This window comes from Massilia soli, assembly GCF_016809835.1.
Classification (GTDB): Bacteria; Pseudomonadota; Gammaproteobacteria; order Burkholderiales; family Burkholderiaceae_D; genus Telluria_A; species Telluria_A soli.
Genome location: NZ_JAFBIL020000010.1, coordinates 22,726 through 47,877 on the forward strand (window position 1 = coordinate 22,726; position 25,152 = coordinate 47,877).

Genomic DNA, 25,152 nt, shown 5'->3' on the forward strand with positions numbered 1-25,152 from the left:
TAACTGGATAAACAAATATGCCCGACGTTTCATACGGGAATGAAACGGATGAAACAAGTTGTTACAACTGTAGTCTTTGCTTACATGTGTTCGGTATTTCACATTCAAACGACCTCAACCACCGTATAAGTGTCGTAGAAACACTGACAATGATTCCCGCAACGGCGGGCTAATACATCTGAGGAGAAGTCGATCATGCAAGCAAAGCAGCGAAAGAATATGTGGATTGCCGCCATCATCACCGGCACGGCGTTAGCGGGCGCCATCGCCCCGGCCAGCGCATCGAGCCACCGCGAAGCGCCGTTCCTGACAAATGCCCCGAAGGTCGATGGCACCGACTTTTACATGTTCCGCAGCTACGCCGCTGGCCGCCAGGACTATGTGACGATGATCGCCAACTTCATTCCATTCCAGGATCCGCAGGGCGGCCCGAACTTCTACCAGTTCGACCAGAACGCCATGTACGAAATCCACATCGATAACAACGGCGACGCCAAGGAAGACATCACCTTCCAGCTGCGCTTCAAGAACACCTCCAAGCGCACCGCCCTCAACATCGGCGGCAAGCAAGTGCTGATTCCGTTGATCAACTCCTCGACCATCAGCGGCGTCAATCCAGCCTCGCTGAATGTGCGCGAAACCTACACCATCGACATGGTCAAGGGCGACCGCCGCGGCGGCACCCGCACGCGCCTGGCGGCAGCGAGCGGCGGCGCGACGGAATTCGACAAGCCAGTCGACAATATCGGCGACAAGGTCTTCGGCGGCACCACCGGCTACGAAACCTACGCCAACCTGCACATGTACGACATCGCCATTCCTGGCTGCGGAACGGGACGGGTGTTCGTCGGCCAGCGCAAGGAGCCGTTCTACATCGCGGTCGGCAAGATCTTCGACTTGTTTAACCTGAACCCGCTCGGCGCCGAAACCAACGGCAACAAGAACGATCTGGAAAACAAGAACGTCAGCTCGATCGCGATGGAAATTCCGATCTCCTGCCTGACCGTCGCCGGCGAGCCAGTCATCGGCGCCTACGCCACCGCCAGCATGCGCCAGGGCCGCCTGCTGAACCCGGCGCCAGCGTCGGGCATCAACACCGCCGTCAAGGAAGGCGGCGCCTGGAGCCAGGTGTCGCGCATCGGCATGCCTCTGGTGAACGAAGTGATCATCGGCATGGACGACAAGGACCGCTTCAACACCTCCAAGCCGAAGGATGACGCGCAATTCATCAACTACGTCACCAATCCGGTGCTGCCAGCCGTGGTCGAGACCCTGTTCCCGATCGCCAAGGCGCCAACCAACTTCCCGCGTAACGACCTGGTCACCGTGTTCCTGAAGGGCATCAACGGCGTCAACCAGCCTAAGAATGTCGTCGCTTCGGAAATGATGCGCCTCAATACCAGCATCGCCGCGACGCCGCTGGCATCGCAAAACGTGCTGGGCGTGGCAGGCGGCGACAATGCCGGCTTCCCGAACGGCCGCCGTCCCGCCGATGACATCGTCGACGTGTCGATGCGCGTGGCGATGGGCGCACTGTGCGTGCTGACCGGCACTGCCGATACGCTGCAGGTAGGCTGCAAGCCTTCCGATGCGCCAGCGGGCGCTGCGCCATTGACCGACGGCGTGCGCAAGACGGCCGCCTCGTTCAAGCCAGCCTTCCCTTACCTGAACACGCCGCTGCCAGGCAACCAATAAGGGAGACGGACTATGCGCACACAACCATCAGGCGCGCGCAAGCGCCTCGGCTTCGCCACCGCGGCACTGGCGGCGGCCTTGCTGCTGACCGCCTGCGGCAGCGACAACGACGACCACGAGCCGGCGCCAGGCCCTGCGCCGGCGCCGGCCCCGACGCCAGTGCCGCCTCCGGTGGCCGCGGTCGATGCCTTCTTCGCCTTCGTATCGGCGCAGGTAGCCTCGCTGCTCGACACCACGGAGCCGATCGCCATCGATACTGTGGCGGTCACCACGCCGGAAACCACCGAGCCTGAACCGGTGCAGTAAGCATCAAGCGGGAGGAGCGGCATACGCTGTTCCTCCCTTTCCCATAAAAAAAATAACGAACTCCCATGACGACCGTACAACGTCTTCTTGCGCTGATCCTGTTGGCGCACGCGCTGTCTATCAGCGCCTATGCAGCACCCTACATTCCATCGGACGGCAGCAAGGTCGTCGAACGCCTGCCTTCGCGTAGCGATCCCAAGCAGCGCGAGCTTGCCAGCCTGCGCGCGGCACTGAACAAGAACCCGTCCGACCTGGCGCTGGCGGCGTCGCTGGCGCGCCGCTATATCGAACTGGCGCGCGGCGATGGCGATCCGCGCTACCTGGGCTACGCACAAGCAGCACTGGCGCCCTGGTGGAAGCAGCAGCAGCCACCGGCCGAGGTGCTGGTGCTGCGCGCCACGCTGCGCCAGAGCACCCACCAGTTTGACGCGGCCCTCGCCGACCTCGCGGCGGTGCTGCGCCAGGACCCCGAGAATCCGCAAGCCTGGCTGACCCAGGCGACCGTGCAATCGATCACCGGCGACTTTGCCGCCGCCAGGGCCAGCTGCATGCGCCTTCATTCGCGCGCGCCGGCGCTGGTGGTCCAGACCTGCCTGTCAAGCGTGGGCAGCGTCAGCGGCGCCGCCCAGGCCAGCTACGCCGAGCTGCAGCAAGCGCTCGCGCACGCCCCAGGCGCGGCGCCCGAGATCCGCATCTGGGTCGTGACGCTGCTGGCCGAAATGGCAGCCCGCCTTGGCAAGGACGCGGCGGCCGAAGCGTATTTTCGCGAGGCGCTGACCTATGACGGCAGCGACAGCTACCTGCTCGGCGCGTACGCCGACTTCCTGCTCGACCACCAGCGCGCTCCCGAGGTGGTCACCCTGCTCAAGGACAAAACCCGCGCCGACGCCCTGCTGCTGCGCTACGCGCTGGCGCTCCGGAGCACCGGTTCGCCCGACGCCGCACGCCACATCAATGTGCTGCGCAGCCGCTTTGAAGCGGCCATGCTGCGCGCCGACACCGTGCACCAGCGCGAGCAGTCGCGCTTTGAACTCGGCCTGCGCGACGACCCGGCGGCGGCGGTGCGCCTGGCAAAGCTGAACTGGGCGGTACAGAAGGAACCGGCCGACCTGCGCATCCTCGCCGAAGCGGCCGCCGCCAGCGGCGACGCCGAGGCCACGCGGCTGGTGCGCGACTGGCTCACGTCGTCGAAGATCGAAGACCGCACGCTCCAGGCGGCGCTCGCCAAACTGAAAGCCGCGGCATGATGCGGCGCCTGTGGTTGGCGTGCCTGGGCGCATGCGCCTTCCTGACGGCCCTGCCGGCGTCGGCCCACAAGCCGAGCGACAGCTACCTGAGCCTGAGCGTGGCCGGCGCCCGCGTCGACGGCCAGTGGGACATCGCGCTGCGCGACCTGGACATGGCCATCGGCCTGGACGCCGACGGCAACGGCGAGCTGACCTGGGACGAGGTACGCCTGCGCCACGACGCCATCGCCGCCTATGCCCTATCGCGCCTGAAGCTGGCCAGCGGCGGCGCGGCTTGCCCGCTGCAGGTGACGCACCACCTGCTCGACGACCATACCGACGGCACCTACGCCGTCATGCGCCTGCGCGCCGACTGCCCTGCCGACGTCGCGACCCTCGATGTCGACTACGGCCTGCTGTTCGATATCGACCCGCAGCACAAGGGCCTGCTCAAGCTCGCCCATGGCGCGAATACCAGCACCGCGATCTTCACCCCGGATGCGCCGCGCCAGCAGCTGCAGCTCGCCGGCGCGTCCAAATGGCGCCAGTTCGCCGATTATGTGCGCCACGGCGTCTGGCATATCTGGATCGGCTTCGACCATATCCTGTTCCTGCTGGCGCTGATGCTGCCGGCCGTGCTGGTGTACAGCAACCGCGCATGGTCCGGCGCCCCCACCTTCCGCATTGCAGCAATCGACGTCGTCAAGATCGTTACCGCCTTCACGCTGGCCCATTCGATCACGCTGTCGCTGGCCACCCTGGGCATGCTGTCGTTGCCGTCGCGGCTGGTTGAAGCAACGATCGCCGCCTCGGTTGTTCTTGCTGCACTGAACAATATCTGGCCGATGTTCCAGCGCCAGCGCGCGCTGGTCGCCTTTGGATTCGGCCTGCTCCACGGGTTTGGCTTTGCCGGCGTGCTGATCGACCTCGGCCTGCCCAAGGGGTCGCTGATGCTGTCGCTGGTGGGGTTCAACGTCGGTGTCGAACTGGGCCAGATCGCCATCGTCGCCGCATTCCTGCCGCTGGCCTTCCTGGCGCGCCATACCGCGTTCTACCGGAAGGCGATCCTGGCGGGCGGCTCGGCGCTGATTGCTGTGGTCGCGCTCGTCTGGTTTGCCGAACGGGCACTTGATATCGCGCTAATCTCCTGACTGATCTTCGCTTTGTAAGCTCGACGTAAGCAAACTGTAAGCATCCTAGAACATTCTTAGCGGGCGATTTGCCATGCATACAAGATAAAACAGGAGGGTGCCCCAGTCGCAAGCGTCGAGATTTATCGGTTCAGATCCATGTAAAACTAAAACACAGGAGACACACGATGAAGAAGAGCGATACCAAGTTGCAGCAAGCCGTTTCTAACCGCCGTACGTTCATTGGCGCCGCCGCGGGCACTGCCCTCGCCGTCCCAATGATCGCCACCGCCCAGACCCCGACCCAGCTGCGCTTCCAGAGCACCTGGCCGAGCAAGGACATCTTCCACGAGTACGCGCTCGATTTCGCCAAGAAGGTCAATGACATGACCGGCGGCGACCTGAAAATCGAGGTGCTGCCGGCCGGCGCGGTGGTTCCCGCCTTCGGCCTGCTCGATGCGGTTTCCAAGGGCACGCTCGACGGCGGCCACGGCGTCATGGGCTACAACTATGGCAAGCAAAGCGCGATCGCACTGTGGACCTCGGGTCCGGTGTTCGGCATGGACGCGAACATGGTGCTGGCATGGCACAAATACGGCGGCGGCAAGGAGCTGCTGGCCAAGCTGTACAACTCGATCGGCGCCAACGTGGTGTCTTACCTGACCGGCCCGATGCCGACCCAGCCCCTGGGCTGGTTCAAGAAGCCGATCACCAAGGTCGCCGACCTGAAGGGCATGAAGTTCCGCACCAACGGCCTGGCGATCGACTTGTTCACCTCGATGGGCGCCGCCGTCAACGCGCTGCCTGGCGGCGAGATCGTGCCGGCGATGGACCGCGGCCTGCTCGATGGCGCTGAATTCAACAACGCCACCTCCGACCGCATCCTCGGCTTCCCGGACGTCTCCAAGGTCTGCATGCTGCAAAGCTTCCACCAGATGTCGGAGCAGTTCGAGATCTCCTTCAACAAGACCAAGTTCAACGCCCTGCCGGCCAAGATGCGCGCGATTATCGACAACGCCGTCGAAGCCTCGTCGGCCGACATGTCGTGGAAGGCGATCGACCGCTACTCCAAGGACTACCGCGACATGCAGGCCAAGGACGGCGTCAAGTTCTACAAGACTCCCGATGCGGTGCTGCAAGCGCAGCTGGCGGTGTGGGATGAAGTGGTGAAGAAAAAGGGCGCGGACAATCCGCTGTTCCGCGAAGTCGAGGCGTCGCAGCGCGCGTTCGCCGACCGCGCCATGAAGTGGGACATGGATACCAATGCCCCGCGCCGCATGGCCTACAACCACTACTTCGCCCGCAGGGCGGCGCCGAAGAAGGGCTAACCCGGCCAGGACCTGTCCTGCACACCATCCAGAATATCGGATGGTGTTTTTTTTCCCTAGCCCGCCGCCCGGCTTTTGGAGTACCGCATGCAGAACGTTTTATTTTTCGTCGACCGGATTAGCAGCTGGGTCGGCCAGGCCTTTTCGTGGCTGATTGTCGCACTGACTTTTTTAATCACCTGGGAGGTATTCGCGCGCTACGTGCTGAACAGCCCCAACCCGTGGGCCTTCGACCTGATGATCATGGCTTACGGCAGCGCCTTCATGATGGCCGGCGCCTACACCCTGGCCAAAAGCGGCCACGTGCGCGGCGACGTCCTGTACGGCTTCTTCCCGCCGCGCCTCCAGGCCGGGCTGGACCTGGTGCTGTACATCGTCTTCTTCATCCCCGGCGTGGTTGCGCTGGTATGGGCCGGGTACACCTACGCGGCCGAATCACTGGCCATCAATGAACACTCGACGCTGACCGCCAACGGCCCGCCGCTGTATCCGTTCAAGATGGTGATCCCGATTTCCGGCGCGCTGCTGCTGTTGCAGGGCTTTGCCGAAATCATCCGCTGCATCGCCTGCCTGCGCGACGGCGCCTGGCCGCCGCGCGAGCGCGACGTCGAAGAGGTCGATGTCGACCAGCTGCGTGAAATGGTCCAGGTCAGGGCCGACGACAAGCATCCGGAGGGCCAGCGATGAAAAAGGAAATCTGGTTCGGGCTATCCATCCTGGTCGCCCTCGTCATCACGCTGTTCGCCTTCATGCCGGCGCCTGCCGACATGACCAACGGCCACGTCGGCCTGCTGATGCTGGCCCTGGTCGTGATCGCCATCATGCTCGGCTTCCCGACCGCGTTTACCCTGATGGGCATGGGCGTGATGTTCGCGTTTTACGCGTTCTACACGCGCGACCCCGGGCAGGCGTGGCAGCAGACGCTTGACCTGATGGTGCAGCGCGCCTATTCGGTGATGGCCAACGACGTGCTCATTTCGATCCCGCTGTTCATCTTCATGGGCTATCTGGTCGAACGCGCCAACCTGATCGAACGGCTGTTCAAAAGCCTGCACATCGCCATGGCGCGCGTGCCCGGGTCGCTGGCGGTGGCCACCATCCTCACCTGCGCGGTCTTCGCCACCGCCACCGGCATCGTCGGTGCGGTCGTCACCTTGATGGGACTGCTGGCATTGCCGGCCATGCTCAAGGCAGGCTACAGCACGCAACTGTCGGCCGGCGCGATCACCGCAGGCGGCTGCCTCGGCATCCTGATTCCGCCGTCGGTGCTGCTGATCGTCTACGGCGCCACGGCCGGTGTCTCGGTGGTCAAGCTGTACGCCGGCGCGCTGCTCCCCGGGATCATGCTGGCGGTGCTGTATGTCGGCTACGTGATGATACTGGCCAAGCTCAAGCCGAGCGTGGCCCCGCCACTGTCCGAGGAAGACCGCCGCGTCGCCCTCCCGGAGCATGCCACCCTGATCCTCGCAGGGGGCCCGACCGGCGCACTGCCCGGCCTGTTCGGCGCGCTGAAAGGCTCGCGCGGCGCCGGCGTACCGAAACGCACCGTGGTGACGCAGCTGTTCGTCGCGCTGCTGCCAGCGCTCGCGCTGGCGCTGTTCCTGGGCCTTGGCTACCGCGCATTCACGGCGCCGGCCGAAGCGCCGACCGAGATGGTTGAAATGGGCGCGGCGCAAAACGTGCAACCCGAGACCGCCTATAGCGGCGGGCTGCAGGAGCCGCCGCTCGAAGGCGGGCTGGAAGAGCCCCCGGTCGAAGGCGGACTCGAAGAGCCACCCGCGGAAGAAGGCCTGGCCGAGCCGACCAGTGCCGAGGCGCCTGCGGCGGCGATGCCTCCCGCCGCCACCATGCCCATGCCGGCGACGGAAGCCAACAGCACGGCGGCGCAGCCGCAATCGCAGGATGCGCCGCGTACCTACTGGATCGCGATGGCGGTCTGCCTGGCGCTGGCAGCGATCTTCTACGCCTACTTCAGCTTTGCGCGGCTGGAGATCTTCAAGATGCTGCTTGGCTCGCTGTTCCCGCTGGCCTTCATGATCCTTGCGGTCCTTGGCAGTATCGTGTTCGGCCTGGCAACGCCAACCGAGGCCGCTGCGATGGGCGCCTTCGGCGGCATCCTGCTGGCGATCGCCTACCGGCGCTTCAACTTCCCCATGCTGAAGGAATCGGCCCACCTGGCGACCAAGACCAGCGCGATGGTGTGCTGGCTGTTCGTCGGTTCGAGCATCTTCTCGGCCGCGTTCGCGCTGCTGGGCGGGCAAGAGATCATCAACGAGTGGGTGCTGTCGATGGACCTGACGCCGGTGCAGTTCATGCTGCTGGCGCAGGTGATCATCTTCCTGCTTGGCTGGCCGCTGGAGTGGACCGAGATCATCGTGATCTTCATGCCGATCTTCGTCCCGCTGCTGGGGCACTTCAACATCGACCCGCTGTTCTTCGGGCTGCTCGTTGCGATGAACCTGCAAACCGCCTTCCTGTCGCCGCCGGTTGCGATGTCGGCCTTCTACCTGAAGGGCGTGGCGCCGCCGCATGTCACGCTGAACCAGATCTTCATGGGCATGCTGCCGTTCATGGCAATCCAGGTGGTGGGCATCATCATGCTGTACACCTTCCCGGCGATTGGTTTGTGGCTGCCGGAGCTGCTGTACAAGTAATCTGGCAAGGCCGGGGCGCGGAGCGATCCGCGCCCCGGCGTTTTACAGCACGCCCTGGTGCGGCGCCAGCGAAGGCCGCTCCCCCACCTGCTGCCGCCACATCGCGTAATACAGGCCGCGCCGTTCGAGCAAGTCGGCATGCGTACCCTGCTCCACGATACTCCCCTTCTCCAGTACCACGATCGTATCGGCGTGCATGATCGTCGAGAGCCGGTGCGCGATCAGCATCGTGATCTGGGTGCGCTGCGCCGAGATGCTGCGCACCGTGTTGCTGACCTGTTCTTCGGTCAGCGAATCGAGGGCGGAGGTCGCCTCGTCGAAAATCAGCAGCGGCGGCTTGCGGATCAGCGCCCGCGCAATCGCCAGGCGCTGCCTTTCCCCGCCGGACAGCTTCACGCCCATTTCGCCAATGACCGTGTCCAGGCCCTGCGCCGATTTGTCGATCAGGTAAGTGCATGCGGCCTGCTCCATCGCCGTCACGATCTCGGCGTCGGTCGCATCCGCCTTCACGTAGCGGATGTTGTCGCGGATCGAGCCGGCGAACAGGTGGGTCTCCTGGGTCACCAGGCCGATCTGGCGGCGCACCATGTTGTAGCGAAAATCATTGGTCGAGATGTCGTTGTAGAACACACCGCCGCTGGTGGGCGCGTACAGGCCGACCAGCAGCTTGACCAGCGTCGACTTGCCGGAGCCCGACGGGCCGACGAACGCCACCGTGTCGCCCAGCGCCGCCTCGAACGACACGCCGCTGACCGCATCGTCGAGCGCATCCTTGTGGCGGAACGAGACGTTGGAGAACCGCACATGCGTGACCGGCCCGATATCGACCGGCGATTCGGGCCGGCGCTCGACCGGCTTTTGCATCAGCGCGGCGAAGTTCAGCAGCGAGGCATCGGCCTCGCGCCAGGCGACGATGATGTTCCCCAGTTCCTGCAGCGGCGCGAAGATCGCCACCGAGATGAACTGCATCGCAATCAGCTCGCCGGTGGTGAGCACGTCGCGGAAGATCAGCCACAGCAGCGCGAACAGGATCGACAGCTTCAGCACGCTCAAGGTCGTCCCCTGGAGGAACGACAGCAGGCGGATGCGCTTCACCTTGGTCATCTCGAGCGCGAAGATCGCTTCGGTCTGCGCGTGCAGGCGGCGGATTTCAGGGAAGGTCAGGCCCAGGCTCTTGATCAATTCGATATTGCGCAGCGACTCGGTGATGAAGCCCGAGTTGCGGTTGGTCTCGCGCGTGATCGAGCGCTGCTGGCTCTTGATTTCACGGCTCAGCAGGCCGGTGAGCCCGCCCATCACCAGCACGCCGATCAGGAACACCGGCACCAGCAGCCAATGCCTGGCAACCGAATACCACACCAGGAAGCTGACCCCGACCAGTGACGCGAACAGGGTATTGATGAAGGCGTTGATGAAGCGCTCGCTGTCGGCGCGCACCTTCTGCAGCAGCGACAGCGATTCGCCGCTGCGCATGTCTTCGAATTCCTGGAATTTCAGGCGCAGCAGCTGTTTGAGGCCGTCGTTGAACATGCGCGTACCGAGCTTTTGCACGACCAGGCGCGTGACGTATTCCTGCAGCGCCTTGGCGGCCCGCGACAGCACCGCGACCAGCACGGCCAAAGCCAGCAGCCGCGAAACGCCGGAGATCAAGGCCTGTTCGGTCTTGCCGGAGCGGTTGATCGCGTATTCGTCGACTATTTTGCCGAAGATGATGGGGTCGACCAGCGCCAGCACCTGACTGACCGTCGCCAGCAGCAGCGCCAGGCCGGCCAGGCGCCAGTGCGGACGCAGGTAGCTCCACAGTATGGGCATCGCCGGGCTAGCGCTGCGTCATCTGGCGGATGCGGCGGCGCAGCTCGCGCTCGCGCTGGTCCTCCTCCTTGCGGTCGTGCCGGAGCCCGCGCCACAGCGCCACCACCATCAGCACGATCACCAGCGAAAACGGCAGCGCGAAGACGATGGTGGCTGTCTGCACCGCCTTCAGCCCGCCGGCCAGCAACAGGCTGATGGCAATGCCGGCCACCAGTGTCCCCCAGATCAGCTTGATGCGGGCGCGCGGATTCGGATCCCCGCCCGTGCTCATCATGCCAAGCACCAATACCGCCGAATCCCCCGAGGTCACGAAGAACACCAGCACCACGAGCGTGGCCGCGAACGACATCAGCCCGCCCAGCGGCATGGCGTCGAACATCGCGAACAGCGCGGTCGAGACATCGGCCTTGACCGCTTCGGCAATCGGCACGTTCTGCCAGATTTCCATGTACAGCGCGCTGCCGCCGAAGACCGAGAACCAGATGAACGCAGCCATCGTCGGCGCCAGCATGGTGCCGAAAATGAATTCCCGTATCGTCCGCCCGCGCGACACCCGGGCAATGAACAGGCCCACGAAAGGCGACCAGGAAATCCACCACGCCCAATAGAAAATGGTCCAGCCGCCAACCCATTGGCTGTCGCGGAATGGCGTGGCGCGCAGGCTCATCCGCACCAATTCGCTCAGATAGCTGCCCAGGGTATTGGTAAAGGTATCGATGATCGCGACTGTGGGGCCGAGGATGAACACGGCCGCGGTCAGCACGACGGCCAGGCCCATGTTAAAGGTGGACAGGTACTTGATGCCGCGTTCGACACCGGTTACCGCGGAGACCATGAACAGGACCGCCGTGACGGTGATGATCACCACCTGCATGCGCTCGCTGACTTCGAGGCCGAACAGCGAGCCGAGGCCGCTGTTGATCTGCAGGGCGCCCATGCCCAGCGACGCCGCCACCCCGAACGCGGTGGCGATGACGGCCAGGCCGTTGAACAAGCCCGACATGCGCTGCACCGGTTTCCATGGCAGCGCACTGGTGACGGTGCTGATCAGGGCGACGCCCTCGCGGCGGTACTGGAAGAAGGCGATCGACAGCGCCACCACGCTGTACACGGCCCATGGATGCAGGCCCCAATGGAAAAACGCATAGCGCATGCCGGCGTTGGCCGCTTCGGGCGTGCCGGGGACGACGCCAGGGGGCGCGTCGACGAAATGCGAGATCGGCTCGGCGACGCCCCAGAACACCAGGCCGATACCCATGCCGGCCGCGAACAGCATCGCAAACCAGCTGCCGACCGAAAAGTCCGGTTCGTCGTCTTCCCCGCCCAGCTTCAGGTCGCCGTACCGGGTCACCGCGACGAAGAAGGCGAAAATCACCAGCCCGAGGACGATCCACAGGTACAGCCAGCCGAAGTTGCGCGTAATGCTGGCCAATGCGGTGTCGAACACCGAGGCCATCGTCACCGGCGAGACGATACCCCACACAACAATGAGAAAAATGAATCCGGCTGTTAGTATGAGTTGCATGTTGCCCCCTTGTGGCTGCCGGCGTCGGCGGGATCCGGGGGCCAGCTACGCAATCTTAGCAATGATTGGGAAAAAGCTACGCACCGGTCTGACAAATGGGAAAACCATGGCTGCAAAACTGAGAACGCTTGCATTTGCCATCATTGGCGCGGCAATCATGTCGTCCGCGCTTGCGCGCGATGACGGCGCGTGCGCGGCGGCGGCGACCCAGCTCGCGCTGAACCGGTGTGCGCTGGCCGCACTGGCCAAGGCCGATGCTGAGATGAACCGGCTGTACCGGGAACAGATGGCCTATCTGGATGCGCAGCGCAGGCAGCGCCTGCAGGCGTCGCAGCGGGCCTGGCTGAAGTACCGCGACAGCACCTGCCTGTACGAAAACGGCCCGCGCGCCGAATCCGGATCGATCTGGCCGATGCAGGCGGCATTGTGCCAGGCGAAGCTGACGCGGCAGCGCAACGAACTACTGCGGTCGTACGTGGCCTGCCGGCAAGATGGATGTGCCTAGCACCAGCGGCTTCAGATTCGCACCGGAGTCGAGGCGGCCTCGCCGACGACCGTGTTCCACTGGCGGATACGGTATCCGGTGACCAGCCCGTGAATCACGTACGGGTCGGCCTTGGCGAAACGCTCGACCACGTCCGGCGACTCGGCCTGGAACATCAGCACCGCCATGTCGGCCGGGTCGGACAGCGCGCCGGCAACGACGATCTCGCCGCGCTCTTGCGCGTCCCACGCCATTTGCAGGTGCTCGGTGCGGTATTCGCCGCGGCGTTCGAGGTAGTCGGCGGCCAGTTCGTACATCAGCAGGTAGTGCATGGTTTTCCCTTTAGAGGAAGCGGTCGAGGATTCGGCGGCTGTTCCTGTCGATCGTGAACATATCACGGATCAGGAAGTGGATGCCGTGGTTGTCCGCCACCAGCAGCGAGGTGGCGCCGATGCGGCGGATGTCTTCTTCGCCCTTGAGCAAAAATTCGGTGTCGCCGCGGTCGGTCGCCACGGTCCAGGTGCACGGCGTGGCGAAACTGGTGACGTCGATGATGCGCAGGATCTCGGGCATGAACTCGCGCCCTTCCAGCTCGTCATGCACCAGCTGGCGCACCTCGCCCGGCAGGTCGGCCAGCGCGTCGATCCACGCCACTTCCTTGCCGTCGGTGAGCACCATCGAGATGCCTTCGTCGGGGGCCTGGATCGGGAACGCGCGCACCGGCAGCACGCCTTCGTGCACCTGGCCGTCTTCGGCGGTCAGCACCAGCTTGCCGAAGCTGTTGCGGGTCAGTTGAAACGCCATCTTATTGCCCGTCCTTGTCGTCCATGTCCGTGTCGACGTTGCGCGCCTGCGCTTCGTAGAGGCGGAAGTAAGCGCCGCCGCGCGCCATCAGTTCGTCGTGGCTGCCCTGCTCCACCACCACGCCGCGGTCCATGACCACCAGGCGGTCGGCCCGGTGCAAGGTCGACAGGCGGTGCGCGATTGCGATCGTGGTGCGGCCTTGCACCAGGTTGTCGAGCGCTTTCTGGATTTCCTTCTCGGTTTCCGAGTCGACCGACGACGTTGCTTCGTCCATGATCAGGATGCGCGGGTCGATCAGCAGCGCGCGCGCGATCGAGATGCGCTGGCGTTCGCCCCCCGACAGGCCCTGGCCGCGTTCGCCCACCATCGAATCGTAGCCTTGCGGCAGGCGCAGGATGAATTCGTGCGCGTGGGCGGCACGCGCGGCGGCGATGATCTGCTGGCGCGTGGCGTTCGGCTTGCCGTAGGCGATGTTCTCGGCGATGGTGCCGAAGAACAGGAACGGCTCCTGCAGCACCAGGCCGATATGGCTGCGGTATTCGGCGACCGGGAACGAGCGGATGTCGACGCCGTCGAGCAGGATCGCGCCTTCCGAGACGTCATAGAAGCGGCAGATCAGGTTGACCAGGGTGCTCTTGCCCGAACCGCTGTGCCCTACCAGGCCGACGAATTCACCGGCCTTGATATTGAGCGTGACGCCGCGGTTGACGGCGCGGTTACCGTAGCGGAAGCCCACTTCGCGCAGGTCGATGCGGCCTTCCACCTTGTCCAGCTTGACCGGGTTGGCCGGCTCGGCCACGCTGGAGACGTGGTCGAGAATGTCGAAGATGCGCTTGGCGGCGGACGCCGACTTCTGCGTGACCGAGACGATGCGGCTCATCGAATCGAGCCTGCCGTAAAAGCGCGAGCTGTAGGCGATGAAGGCCGTCAGCACGCCGACCGTGATATCGCCTTTGGAGACCTGCCAGATACCGAACACCCAGATCACCAGCAGGCCAAGCTCGGTCAGGAACGACACGGTCGGCGAGAACAGCGACCAGACCCGATTAAGCTTGTCGTTGACGGCGAGGTTATGTTTATTCGCCTCGCGGAAGCGCGCCGCTTCGCGCTTTTCCTGGGCAAACGCCTTGACCACGCGGATGCCGGGAATCGTATCGGCCAGCACGTTGGTCACTTCGCCCCACACGCGGTCGATTTTTTCGAAGCCGGTGCGCAGGCGGTCGCGCACCACGTGGATCATCCAGGCGATGAACGGCAGCGGCACCAGCGTGATGATCGCCAGCCACGGGTTAATCGAGAACAGGATCACGCCGGTCATCGTGATCATCAGGACGTCGGAGACGAAATCGAGCAGGTGCAGCGACAGGAACACGGAAATCCGGTCGCTGCCGCTGCCGATGCGCGACATCAGGTCGCCGGTGCGTTTGCCGCCGAAGAATTCAAGCGACAGCTTGAGCAGGTGTTCGTAGGTGGTCGAGCGCAGGTCGGCGGCAACCCGTTCGGACACCAGCGCCAGCACGTAGGTCTTGCCCCATCCGAGCGCCCATGCCAGCACCGCCGACGCCAGCAGGCCGCTCATGTACAGGATCACCAGGTCGTTATCGATCTTTTCGCCGTTCTGGTACGGGATCAGCACGTTGTCCATCAGCGGCATGGTCAGGTACGGCGGGATCATGTGCGCCGCGGTACTTGCCAGCATCAGGAAGAAGCCAAGCCCCAGTTGCCACTGGTAAGGCCGGGCGAAACGCCACAGGCGGAACAGGGTCCAGGTCGAGGGCGGCGTGTGCAGGACCTTGGTGCAGATCGGGCACTCTTCTTCATCCGGCTCCAAAGGCGCTTTGCAGCTTGGGCAGATGTTCTGTTCGGCGACCTTGACCGGCTGGCCGCTCAGGTGGCTTTCGAGCTGCTCGCGGAACTGGTCGACCACGCGGATCGCCTGCAGGTTCTGGCCCAGCGTAAAACGCCAGGCCGCCAGCCGCCCTTGCCGATCGACTAATTCAAGATGGCCGACACCGGCGTGATCGTGGTGCAGCAGCGACAGACCGTCGCGGAATTGCCACTCGTTCCAGCTGGTTTCGCCGGCCGCGCGCGCCAGCAGGCGCCGGTTGGTGACGACCACCAGCCCCCTCCCAAAACGCAATCGCGTGTCGAGGTCAACCTCCAGGGCACTCAGTGCGTTTTCCCCAGATGAAAGTTTTTTCTCGACTTCACTTTGCCAGGCGTCAGGAATGAAAATCGGCGCCGGCACCAGGAAGGCGGGGGGAATTTGTTGTTCAGTTGTCATCGTATTGCGTATTCCGGCTTCAAGGCCACGCCTGACCAGCAGGGTTTGGAAAATCGGGGAGGGCTAGACTGTTGGCTCGGTAAACCACACTGGCAGAAAATGATTCAGCGCGGTAAGCTTCGTCTCTGGCAAGTATACAACATGATGCGTATCAAGAAGCTTCACTACAGGCTGTTCGGCGACAAGAACAACAGCCTGTTATTAAGAAACAAACTACATGACTAAGAAGAAAGAAATCGAATTTCTCCGTGTGACGCATCTGCGCGGGCCGAATATCTGGACTTATCGCCCGGTGATCGAAACCTGGCTTGATATCGGCGCGCTTGAGGACTTCCCATCGAACCTGCTGCCAGGCCTGTACGAGCGCCTGGTGGCCCTGCTCCCTGGCCTGGTCGAGCACCGCTGCGGCGTTGGTGAACGCGGCGGCTTCCTGGAACGCCTGCGCGAAGGCACCTGGTCCGGCCACATCCTCGAACACGTGGTACTGGAACTGCAAAACCTGGCCGGCATGCGTACCGGCTTCGGCAAAACGCGTTCGACCAGCAGCGTCGGCATTTACAAGATGGCCTTCCGCACGCGCCAGGAAAAGGTCGGCCGCGCCGCCCTGGTGGCCGGCCGCGACCTGCTGATGGCCGCGATTGAAGACCAGCCCTTCGACCTCGCCACGGTGGTGGGCAAGCTGCAGGAAATGGTCGACGACTACTGCCTCGGCCCGAGCACCGGCCACATTGTCGAAGCGGCCACCGAGCGCCGCATTCCGTCGATCCGCCTCACCGACGGCAACCTGGTGCAGCTTGGCCATGGCGCCGCGCAGCGGCGCATCTGGACCGCCGAAACCGACCGCACCAGCGCCATCGCCGAAGGCATCTCCAGCGACAAGGACCTGACCAAGACCCTGCTCAAGGCCTGCGGCCTGCCGGTACCGGAAGGCAGCCTGGTTCGCAGCGCCGAAGAAGCATGGGAAGAAGCCCAGGACATCGGCCTGCCGGTCGTGGTCAAACCGTACGACGGCAACCACGGGCGCGGCGTGTCGCTGAACCTGATGACGCAGGCCGCCGTTGAAGCGGCCTACGCGCTGGCCGCCCGCAAGGGCGGCAGCAAGAGCGTGATCGTCGAGCGCTTCGTCACCGGCGACGAGCACCGCCTGCTGGTGGTTGGCAAGCAGCTGGTCGCGGCGGCGAAGGGCGAGTCGCTGTGGGTCACCGGCGACGGAAAACTGAATCTGATCGCGCTATGCGACCGTGACATCAACACCGATCCGCGCCGCGGCGACACCGAAGACCATCCGCTCGGCCTGATCCGTCCTGACGTCAGCGCCGAAATCATCCTTGAACTGGCGCGCCAGGGCATGGACGCGCAGTCGGTGCCGCTGGCCGGCCAGAAGGTGCTGATCCAGCCGAACGGCAACGTCGCCATCGACGTCACCGACGACGTGCATCCATCGGTGGCCGCTGCCGCCACGCTGGCTGCGCGCGTGGTGGGCCTGGATATCGCCGGCATCGACATCGTTATGGAAGACATCTCGCGGCCGCTGGAAGAACAAGGTGGCGCGATCATCGAAGTCAACGCCAGCCCCGGCTTGCTGGCGCACCTGAAACCGGCGATCGGCAAGCCGCGCGCGATTGGCTCGGCGATCGTCGGCAATCTGTTCGGGCCTGACGAAAGCGGCCGCATCCCGATCATTGGCGTGACCGGGACGCGCGGCACCAGCCTGATCGCGCGCATGGTCGGCTGCATGCTGCGCCTGACCGGCGTGCACACCGGCGTGGTCAACGCCAACGGCTTGTACCTCGACGAGCGCAAGGTCAGCAGCGCCAACAGCATGACCTTCGACGCCGGCGAGCGCCTGCTGATCAACCGCACCGTGCAGGCTGCGGTGTTTGAAAGCGATGCGCGCATGATCCTGTCCGAAGGCCTGGCCTACGACCGCTGCAAGGTCGGCATCGTCACCGACATGGACGGCCACGAAGCGCTGGGCGAGTTCTACATCGACGACATGGACGCGATGGCCAACATCATTCGCGCGCAGGTCGACGTCGTCATGTCGGACGGTGCGGCGGTGCTCAACGCCGCCGTGCAGGAAGTCGCCGACCTGGCCCCGCTGTGCGACGGCGAGGTGATCTTCTACGCCGAAGACCACGCGCTGCCGTGCATCTCCGAGCACCGCGCCGGCGGCCACCGCGCGGTATTCGCGCGCGACGGCGCCATCGTGCTGGCCGAAGGCGGCGACGAAACGGTGCTGCTCGCGCTGTCCGCGCTCAAGCCGGCGACGGCGACCTACCCAGGCGCCGTGCTGGCTGCGGTTGCCGCCAGCTGGGCGGTGGGCATGGAACCCGAGCTGATCGCAGCGGGCCTCCGCAATTTCGACGCCAGCCCGGCGGGCCACTAAATAGAATGGGCATGGCGGCTTGCCGCCGGCCCTGGGCCCGCCGACGCGTCTGACGCGCACGGGCAAATCGACGACATTAGGATGACGGTTTATGGAAGTATCTCGCGTACGGGCCCTGCGTGGCCCTAACCTCTGGAGCCACCACACATCGGTGGAAGCGATCGTCGCATGCGACAGCAGCGAGCAATCGCTGGCCAGCCTGCCCGGCTTCGAAGCGCGCCTGCGCGCACGCTTCCCGGCGATTACGCCGCTGCAGCCGAGCGGCCACCATGACGTGATCCCGATGGCGCACGTGCTTGAAGTGGCAGCGCTCGACCTGCAGGCGCAAGCCGGCTGCCCGGTCACCTTCAGCCGCACCACGGCGACGCTGGAGCCGGGCATCTACCAGGTGGTCGTCGAGTATTCCGAGGAAGACGTTGGCCGCCGCGCGCTGGAACTGGCGCAGCAGCTGTGCAGCGCCGCCCAGAACGACACCCCGTTCGACCTGGACGCCGCACTGACCGAACTGCGCGACCTCGACGAGGACGTGCGTCTCGGCCCGTCGACCGGCTCGATCGTCGACGCCGCGGTCGCGCGCAACATTCCGTTCCGCCGCCTGACCGAAGGCAGCCTGGTGATGTTCGGCTGGGGCAGCCGCCAGCGCCGCATCCAGGCCGCCGAAATCGACACCACCGGCGCGATCGCCGAGACCATCGCGCAGGACAAGGAGCTGACCAAGAAGCTGCTGCATGCGGCCGGCGTGCCGGTGCCAATGGGCCGCGTCGTCAGCGATGCCGACGACGCATGGGCGGCCGCGCTGGAAATCGGCCTGCCGGTCGTGATCAAGCCGAAGGATGGCAACCAGGGCAAAGGCGTCACCGTCAACGTGACCACGCGCGAACAGCTGGCCGGAGGCTTTGCCGCCGCCGCCGAGTTCCGCGACGACGTCATGGTCGAGCGCTACCTGCCGGGTAACGACTTCCGCCTGCTGGTCATCGGCGACAAGCTGATCGCCGCCGCGCGCCGCGACCCGCCGCAAGTGGTGGGCGATGGCGTGCACACCGTGCGCGAGCTGGTCGACCAGGTCAACCTCGACCCGCGCCGCGGCAACGGCCACTCGACCTCGCTGACCAAGATCCGCTTCGACGACATCGCGCTGGCCAGCCTGGCCAAGCAAGGCCTCCAGGCCGACTCGGTTCCGACCAACGGCCAGCGCGTCATCCTGCGCAATAACGCCAACCTGTCGACCGGCGGCGCCGCCACCGACGTTACCGACGACGTGCATCCCGAAGTCGCCGAGCGCGCCATTGCCGCTGCCCACATGGTGGGCCTCGACATCTGCGGCGTCGACCTGGTATGCGACAGCGTGCTTAAACCGATCGAAGAGCAGAACGGCGGCATCGTCGAAGTGAACGCGGCCCCTGGCCTGCGCATGCACCTGTCACCATCGTTCGGCAAAGGCCGCGCGGTGGGCGAAGCGATTGTATCGACCATGTTCGCCGCCGGCGACGACGGCCGCATTCCGGTGGTGGCCGTTACCGGCACCAACGGCAAGACCACCACGGTACGCCTGATCGCCCACCTGCTGACCGCAGGCGGCCTGCGCACCGGCATGACCAACACCGACGGTGTCTACATCGAAGGCCGCCGCATCGACAGCGGCGACTGCAGCGGACCGCGCAGCGCGCGCAATGTGCTGATGCATCCGGACGTCGACGCCGCGGTATTCGAAACTGCGCGCGGCGGCTTGCTGCGCGAAGGCCTCGCCTTCGACCGCTGCAAGGTGGCGGTGGTGACCAACATCGGTTCGGGCGACCACCTCGGCCTGAACTACATCACCACGCTGGAAGACCTGGCGGTCCTCAAGCGCGTGATCGTGCAGAACGTGGCCGACGACGGCGTCGCCGTACTCAACGCCGCCGATCCGATCGTCGCTGCGATGGCGCACAACTGCCGCGGCAGCGTGACCTTCTTTGCGGCCGATGTGAACCACCCGGTGATGTCGGCCCACCGCGCGCAAGGCAACAGCGTGGTGTATGTCGAGGGCGGCGTGCTGGTCGCGGCGCAGGGCAAGATGGTGCAACAGGTCGCGCTGTCTGAAGTGCCGATCACCCGCAATGGCACGGTCGGTTTCCAGGTCGAGAACGTGATGGCGTCGGTAGCCGCGGCATGGGCGGCGGGCGTGGAATGGGACCGCATCTGCGCGGGCCTGAAGTCGTTCGCCAACGAGAGCGACAACGCGCCTGGCCGCTTCAATGTATTCGGCTACCGCGGCGCCACCGTCATCGCCGACTACGGCCACAACCCGGATGCGATCCTCGCACTGGTGCGCGCGGTCGATGGCATGCCGGCCAAGCGCCGTTCGGTGGTGATCAGCGGCGCCGGTGACCGGCGCGATGAAGACATCCGCCAGCAGACCGAAATTCTTGGCGGCGCGTTCGACGACGTGTTGCTGTACCAGGACCAGTGCCAACGCGGACGCGGCGACGGCGAGGTCGTGGCGCTGCTGCGCCAGGGTCTGGTCGGCGCCAGCCGCACCACGCACGTTGACGAAATCAATGGCGAATTCGTCGCCATTGACAAGGCGCTTGCGCGGCTGACCGAAGGCGACCTCTGCCTGATCCTGATCGACCAGGTCGACGAAGCCCTGGCCCACATCGCAGGCCGCGTCGCGGCAGGCTGACCCGCTCCACGCAGTGCGCAAAGCACTGCGTGCGTCGCTTTACCTGTCCTTCGTTGAATGCTAACTTGGCAGAACGGAGGATCGCATGGACCACCTCACACCTGATTGCGCCGTCCCGGATTTCGTCCTCTGGGTCGAGCGCCAGTGCGCCTTTCTCCAAAACAAGCAGTTTGATCAACTCGACCTCGACAGGCTGGTCAAGGAGCTCGACGCGATGGGTGGCAATGAACGGCGTGAACTGAAATCACGGCTGGAAACGCTGATGATGAACTTGCTCAAATGCCAGTTCCAGCCGGAACCGAAGTCGCGCGCCTGGCTGGGCGCGGTACGCGAGCAACGCTCTGAAATTCACCGCATCCTGGAGCAGAGTCCCAGCCTCGACGCGGTCGTGGCCGAGTATGCGGACCATGTCTACAAGGCGGCATTTGAACGCGCAGGTGCCGAGACCGGCATTCCGCGCGCTGCCTTTCCCCAGACCAATCCGTATTCGAAGGAACAGCTGCTCGACACGGAGTTCGTCCTGTCTTGAACGGGATCGAACCGCACACGCACTAGCGCGCCGACAACACCTCCCTCGCCTGTAGCATTGCTGGCTAGCCCAGAACAACGCTCGACGCCGGTGATTCGGCGCGGAAATGATCCGCTGACTATGGCCCTAGCATTTCCTCGGCGAGCTGACCCCGGCAAGGCTTGTCGCGAGTTTTCCTGTCGGCAAACCTTACACATTGTCATTCAATTAAGTTCCTTGATCTGCTGAGAATGCGCTAAGCCCTTGGAAACAAACGGAATTTTGTTAGCTGGCATGGAACGTGCTTATACTTGCTTATAGGAAGTACTAATTAACATCGGAGCTACAAATGATTGAATTTAGCAAGATTGGCAAGCTGGTCGCTGGCGCAGTACTCGCAATGGCAAGCTCGGTAGCACTAGCTGACCACGTTCCAGGCATCGGCTTCACCGAAAAGACCTTCACCATCAATCCAGGCGCGATTGGCGAAGCCGGATGCGGCGGCGGCACCTGCAAGGCCAGCTTCCTGGATTTCAGCTACAAAGCGGAAGTTGACCAGGTTCGGACCGGCGCAACCACCGCGTCGTTCGACGAAACCGGCGGCGGCTACTTCGGCACCTTCCGCACCTCGCTGGGCGGTCCGGTTGTCGGCGGCACGGGCCTGAACAACAACTACAGTATGTACTTCGTGTTCACCGCAACGGGCACCACCGCATTGAGTGGGACCACGATCGACGGTACGTTTAACACCTTCAACTACACCATGTATGTTGACCGCAACATGAACACCACCCTGAGCAACGCGCAAGCGGGCGGTGCAGACCAGTCGATCGGCGTAAGCGGCGGCTTTGCAGATGACGTGGCCGTGTTGACCGGGACTCTGGTCCAGGGCGGATTCCACATTGCCCAAGGCCTGGCTAACGGCGACTTCAACGCAATCGCCACCGCGATCGCGCTGAACGGCTTCTTCGGCGGCGACGCATTCGCCAGCGGCGAAGCGTTCACCGACATCAACGGCGTGAACTCGATCATCAAAGGCATCCCTAAGACTAACCCGTTCGCGAACACAACCGACATCACCATCGACGGTTCGGGCAACACCTCGTTCGAGCCGACCCCGGTTCCAGTACCTGAGCCAACCAGCCTGGCCCTGTTCGGCCTGGCACTGGCCGGTCTGGCATTCGCCCGTAGCAAGAAAAAAGCGTAAGACAGTGCGCTGCCTTCGCAGCGCAGCCAGTTCAATCGCTCGATGCCGCTCAGTCTGACTGAGCGGCATTTTTTATTGGGCGAATTATGAACCTGACGTAGCGGGCACAGGGTCAGTGCCGACATTAGCCCCCCCCTACCTGGGCTGCCTGATTATCGGAACGCCACGGCGCTTTGCTACGATCCGAATCGAGCAACCCAACCACTGCCGAAATAGTCGAACGTCGAGTCCGTCACGAGCCCAGGGCAGTGTTTGCCAACCTCGAACATCCCCTCTCGTCTCGGACCAGGAAAACCTTTACGTGCAGCAGCTTCAATCGAAAACTTCTTCGCATAGTCCCTTTTCGGGAATTCGATCCCTCGAAAGCGGTAAAATGGTGGCCTTGACATTGCGCCGCGCCTTGTCCGCCTCACAACGAAGAAGAAATGACGACTGTACCCTCGGAAATCAACGCTGCCGCCGCCAAGAACGGCCCGACTGAAAAAATCACCCCAATGATGCAGCAGTACCTGCGCATCAAGGCCGATTACCCGACCATGCTGGTGTTTTACCGCATGGGGGACTTCTACGAGCTGTTCCACGAAGACGCGGAAAAAGCGGCGCGCATCCTCGGCATCACCCTGACCGCGCGCGGCGCATCGAACGGCAATCCGATCAAGATGTGCGGCGTGCCTTTCCACTCGCTCGACGGCTACCTGGCCAAGCTGGTCAAGCTGGGCGAATCGTGCGCGATCTGCGAGCAGATCGGCGACCCGGCCACCAGCAAGGGCCCGGTCGAACGCAAGGTGCTGCGCGTCGTCACGCCGGGCACCCTGACCGATTCCGACCTGCTGCCTGAAAAATCGGAGCGCCCGCTGCTCGCGCTGTGCATGATCAGCCAGCGCAAGGTCGTCACCACCGGCCTTGCGTGGATGTCGCTGGCCAGCGGCGCCGTCAAGCTAATGGAGTTTTCGGGCGACGCCCGCACGGTCGGCGCGCGCCTGCAGCAGGAACTGGAGCGCATCGCGCCTGCAGAAATCCTGTGCGGCGACGGCGCCGAACTGTCGCCTGAACACGAGATCGCGCATACCCAGCGCGTGCCGGACTGGCACTTCGACGTCGTCGGCGGCCACAAGGCGCTGCTCGACCAGCTGGCCGTCGCCACCCTCACCGGCTTCGGCGCGGACGGCCTGGGTGCCGCATTCGGCGCCGCCGGCGCGCTGCTGCGCTACGCACAGGCGACGCAGGGGCGCGGCCTGCAGCACGTGCGCAGCTTGTCGACCGAAACCGAAACTGAATTCATCGGCCTCGACGCCGCCACCCGCCGCAACCTCGAACTGACCGAGACGATCCGCGGCCAGGAGTCGCCAACGCTGTTTTCGCTGCTCGACCACTGCCGTACGGCGATGGGTTCGCGCATGCTGCGCCATTGGCTGCACCACGCGCGGCGCGACCAGAACGTCGCGCGCGCGCGCCATGCCGCCATCGGCGCGCTGGCCGAGACCGACGCCAGCGGCTCGCTGTCGCAGACGCTGGCGCAAGTGCCGGACATCGAACGCATCACCACGCGCATCGCGCTGCTGACCGCGCGCCCGCGCGACCTGGCCAGCCTGCGCGATGGCCTGAAACAGCTGCCGGCCTTGCGCCATGCGATGCAGCGCAGCTTCACGGCGGGCGAAGACAGCCTGCTGGCGGCAATCCACAGCGCCATCGCGACGCCCGGCGTCTGCCTCGATCTGCTTACCCGGGCGGTCGCCGAAGAGCCGGCGGCAATGGTGCGCGACGGCGGCGTGTTCGCGCGCGGCTTCGATGCGGAGCTCGACGAGCTGCGCGGCCTTTCCGAGAACGCCGGCCAGTTCCTGGTCGACCTTGAAACGCGCGAGCGCGCTCGTACCGGCATCGCCAACCTGCGCGTCGAGTACAACAAGGTTCACGGCTTCTACATCGAGGTCACCCACGGCCAGACCGACAAGGTGCCGGAAGATTACCGCCGCCGCCAGACGCTGAAGAACGCCGAGCGCTACATCACGCCGGAGCTGAAAGTATTCGAGGACAAGGCCCTGTCGGCGCAGGACAAGGCGCTGGTGCGCGAGAAGCTGCTGTACGACCAGCTGCTGGGCGACCTGGCGCCGCACATCGGCGTGCTGCAGACCGTCGCGCAGGGCCTGGCCCAGCTCGACACGCTGACCGCGCTGGCGGTGCACGCGCTGCAGCACAACTGGGTCGCGCCGATGCTGGTGGCGTCACCCTGCCTCGACATCCGCGAAGGCCGCCACCCGGTCGTCGAAAACCAGATCGAGCGCTTCATCGCCAACGACTGCCAGCTGCAGGACGAACGCAGGCTGCTGTTGATCACCGGCCCGAACATGGGCGGTAAATCGACCTTCATGCGCCAGGTGGCCTTGATCACGCTGCTGGCCTACATCGGCAGCTATGTGCCGGCCGCCAGCGCCACCATCGGCCCGATCGACCGCATCTTCACGCGCATCGGCGCCACCGACGACCTGGCCGGCGGGCGCTCCACCTTCATGGTCGAGATGACCGAATCGGCGGCGATCCTTAACGGCGCCACGGAGCATTCGCTGGTGCTGATGGATGAAGTGGGCCGCGGTACCTCGACCTTCGACGGCCTTGCGCTGGCGTGGGCGATCGCGCGCCACCTGATCGATACCAGCCGCAGCTTCACGCTGTTCGCCACCCATTACTTCGAGCTGACCCAGCTTCCCGATTCGCATCCAACTGCGGCCAACGTGCATTTGTCGGCCGTCGAGCACAAGGACAGCATCGTGTTCCTGCACGCGGTGCAAGCCGGTCCCGCGTCGCAGAGCTACGGCTTGCAGGTGGCGCAGCTGGCCGGCGTGCCGCAGCCCGTCATCAAGGCCGCCCGCAAGCACCTGGCGCGCCTTGAATCGCAGGCGCTTGAGCGCACCACCCAGCTTGACCTGTTCGCCCTGCCCTGCGTCGAACCGGACGACGAGCCGGAAGCGGCAGCGCCGGAAGGCGGCGGCGTGCTGACCGCGTTGGCCGGCATCGACCCCGATGCCCTGAGCCCGCGCGAGGCGCTCGAACAGCTGTACCTGCTCAAAAGGTTGTCCGCACAATGATGCGGCGCGCGTCACTCGCCGGGTTGTTCAGCGCCGTCCTGCTTGCGGCCTCAGC

The 25,152-nt window shown here is 64.5% G+C and carries 18 protein-coding genes; 13 read left to right on the forward strand and 5 right to left on the reverse strand.

Annotated elements, in window-relative coordinates:
- Nucleotides 1-195: 195 nt before the first annotated feature.
- From I4X03_RS21450 to I4X03_RS21480, 7 genes are all read left to right on the forward strand, one after another.
- Nucleotides 196-1,695, forward strand: coding sequence for a DUF4331 domain-containing protein (locus I4X03_RS21450; protein WP_223470593.1), 1,500 nt, complete (start codon nt 196-198; stop codon nt 1,693-1,695).
- A gap of 12 nt (nt 1,696-1,707) precedes the next feature.
- Nucleotides 1,708-2,001 carry a hypothetical protein gene (locus I4X03_RS21455; protein WP_223470595.1) on the forward strand — a complete coding sequence of 98 codons (294 nt, stop codon included), beginning with the start codon at nt 1,708-1,710 and terminating at the stop codon, nt 1,999-2,001.
- Nucleotides 2,002-2,066: 65 nt separating this feature from the next.
- On the forward strand, nt 2,067-3,248 hold the full coding sequence (locus I4X03_RS21460) for a tetratricopeptide repeat protein (RefSeq protein ID WP_223470597.1): 1,182 nt from the start codon (nt 2,067-2,069) through the stop codon (nt 3,246-3,248).
- Nucleotides 3,245-4,378, forward strand: a complete 1,134-nt coding sequence (locus tag I4X03_RS21465; protein ID WP_307735391.1) for a HupE/UreJ family protein — start codon at nt 3,245-3,247, stop codon at nt 4,376-4,378. The genes I4X03_RS21460 and I4X03_RS21465 overlap by 4 nt, the downstream gene beginning before the upstream one ends.
- 167 nt (nt 4,379-4,545) lie before the next feature.
- Entirely contained in the window at nt 4,546-5,685 is a 1,140-nt protein-coding gene (locus I4X03_RS21470) for a TRAP transporter substrate-binding protein (protein WP_223470600.1), read from the forward strand.
- A gap of 87 nt (nt 5,686-5,772) precedes the next feature.
- A complete protein-coding gene (locus I4X03_RS21475; protein WP_223470602.1) occupies nt 5,773-6,372 on the forward strand; it encodes a TRAP transporter small permease subunit in 600 nt (199 codons plus the stop codon).
- Nucleotides 6,369-8,339 (forward strand): TRAP transporter large permease, encoded by a 1,971-nt coding sequence (locus I4X03_RS21480; protein WP_223470604.1) that lies wholly within the window; start codon nt 6,369-6,371, stop codon nt 8,337-8,339. The genes I4X03_RS21475 and I4X03_RS21480 overlap by 4 nt, the downstream gene beginning before the upstream one ends.
- Before the next feature lie 42 nt (nt 8,340-8,381).
- Here I4X03_RS21480 and I4X03_RS21485 read toward each other — a convergent pair whose 3' ends face one another.
- Nucleotides 8,382-10,151, reverse strand: coding sequence for an ABC transporter ATP-binding protein (locus tag I4X03_RS21485; protein WP_223470606.1), 1,770 nt, complete (start codon nt 10,149-10,151; stop codon nt 8,382-8,384).
- 7 nt (nt 10,152-10,158) lie between these two features.
- Nucleotides 10,159-11,676 carry a BCCT family transporter gene (locus I4X03_RS21490; RefSeq protein ID WP_223470608.1) on the reverse strand — a complete coding sequence of 506 codons (1,518 nt, stop codon included), beginning with the start codon at nt 11,674-11,676 and terminating at the stop codon, nt 10,159-10,161.
- A gap of 106 nt (nt 11,677-11,782) precedes the next feature.
- On the opposite strand from I4X03_RS21490, the gene I4X03_RS21495 reads away from it, so the two are divergent.
- Nucleotides 11,783-12,181 carry a lysozyme inhibitor LprI family protein gene (locus tag I4X03_RS21495; RefSeq protein ID WP_223470619.1) on the forward strand — a complete coding sequence of 133 codons (399 nt, stop codon included), beginning with the start codon at nt 11,783-11,785 and terminating at the stop codon, nt 12,179-12,181.
- Nucleotides 12,182-12,192: 11 nt separating this feature from the next.
- Here the strand turns inward: I4X03_RS21495 and I4X03_RS21500 are convergent, their stop codons facing one another.
- The 3 genes from I4X03_RS21500 to I4X03_RS21510 are packed head-to-tail and all read right to left on the reverse strand — an operon-like array spanning nt 12,193 to nt 15,248.
- A complete protein-coding gene (locus tag I4X03_RS21500; RefSeq protein WP_223470622.1) occupies nt 12,193-12,492 on the reverse strand; it encodes a YciI-like protein in 300 nt (99 codons plus the stop codon).
- Between the two features lie 10 nt (nt 12,493-12,502).
- Nucleotides 12,503-12,964, reverse strand: coding sequence for a cyanophycin metabolism-associated DUF1854 family protein (locus tag I4X03_RS21505; protein WP_223470630.1), 462 nt, complete (start codon nt 12,962-12,964; stop codon nt 12,503-12,505).
- 1 nt (nt 12,965) lies between these two features.
- The gene (locus I4X03_RS21510; RefSeq protein ID WP_223470632.1) at nt 12,966-15,248 is read right to left on the reverse strand and encodes a cyanophycin metabolism-associated ABC transporter; all 2,283 of its coding nucleotides are present in this window, start codon (nt 15,246-15,248) and stop codon (nt 12,966-12,968) included.
- A 217-nt stretch (nt 15,249-15,465) separates the two neighbouring features.
- On the opposite strand from I4X03_RS21510, the gene I4X03_RS21515 reads away from it, so the two are divergent.
- The 5 genes from I4X03_RS21515 (at nt 15,466) to mutS (ending at nt 25,097) form a co-directional block, all read left to right on the forward strand.
- Nucleotides 15,466-17,637 (forward strand): cyanophycin synthetase, encoded by a 2,172-nt coding sequence (locus I4X03_RS21515; RefSeq protein WP_223470634.1) that lies wholly within the window; start codon nt 15,466-15,468, stop codon nt 17,635-17,637.
- A 91-nt stretch (nt 17,638-17,728) separates the two neighbouring features.
- The gene (cphA, locus tag I4X03_RS21520) at nt 17,729-20,299 is read left to right on the forward strand and encodes a cyanophycin synthetase (protein WP_223470641.1); all 2,571 of its coding nucleotides are present in this window, start codon (nt 17,729-17,731) and stop codon (nt 20,297-20,299) included.
- A gap of 85 nt (nt 20,300-20,384) precedes the next feature.
- On the forward strand, nt 20,385-20,828 hold the full coding sequence (locus I4X03_RS21525; RefSeq protein ID WP_223470643.1) for a DUF29 domain-containing protein: 444 nt from the start codon (nt 20,385-20,387) through the stop codon (nt 20,826-20,828).
- A gap of 328 nt (nt 20,829-21,156) precedes the next feature.
- A complete protein-coding gene (gene pepA / locus I4X03_RS21530; RefSeq protein WP_223470645.1) occupies nt 21,157-22,014 on the forward strand; it encodes a flocculation-associated PEP-CTERM protein PepA in 858 nt (285 codons plus the stop codon).
- Nucleotides 22,015-22,439: 425 nt separating this feature from the next.
- A complete protein-coding gene (gene mutS, locus I4X03_RS21535) occupies nt 22,440-25,097 on the forward strand; it encodes a DNA mismatch repair protein MutS (protein ID WP_223470647.1) in 2,658 nt (885 codons plus the stop codon).
- The last annotated feature ends 55 nt before the right edge of the window (nt 25,098-25,152 follow it).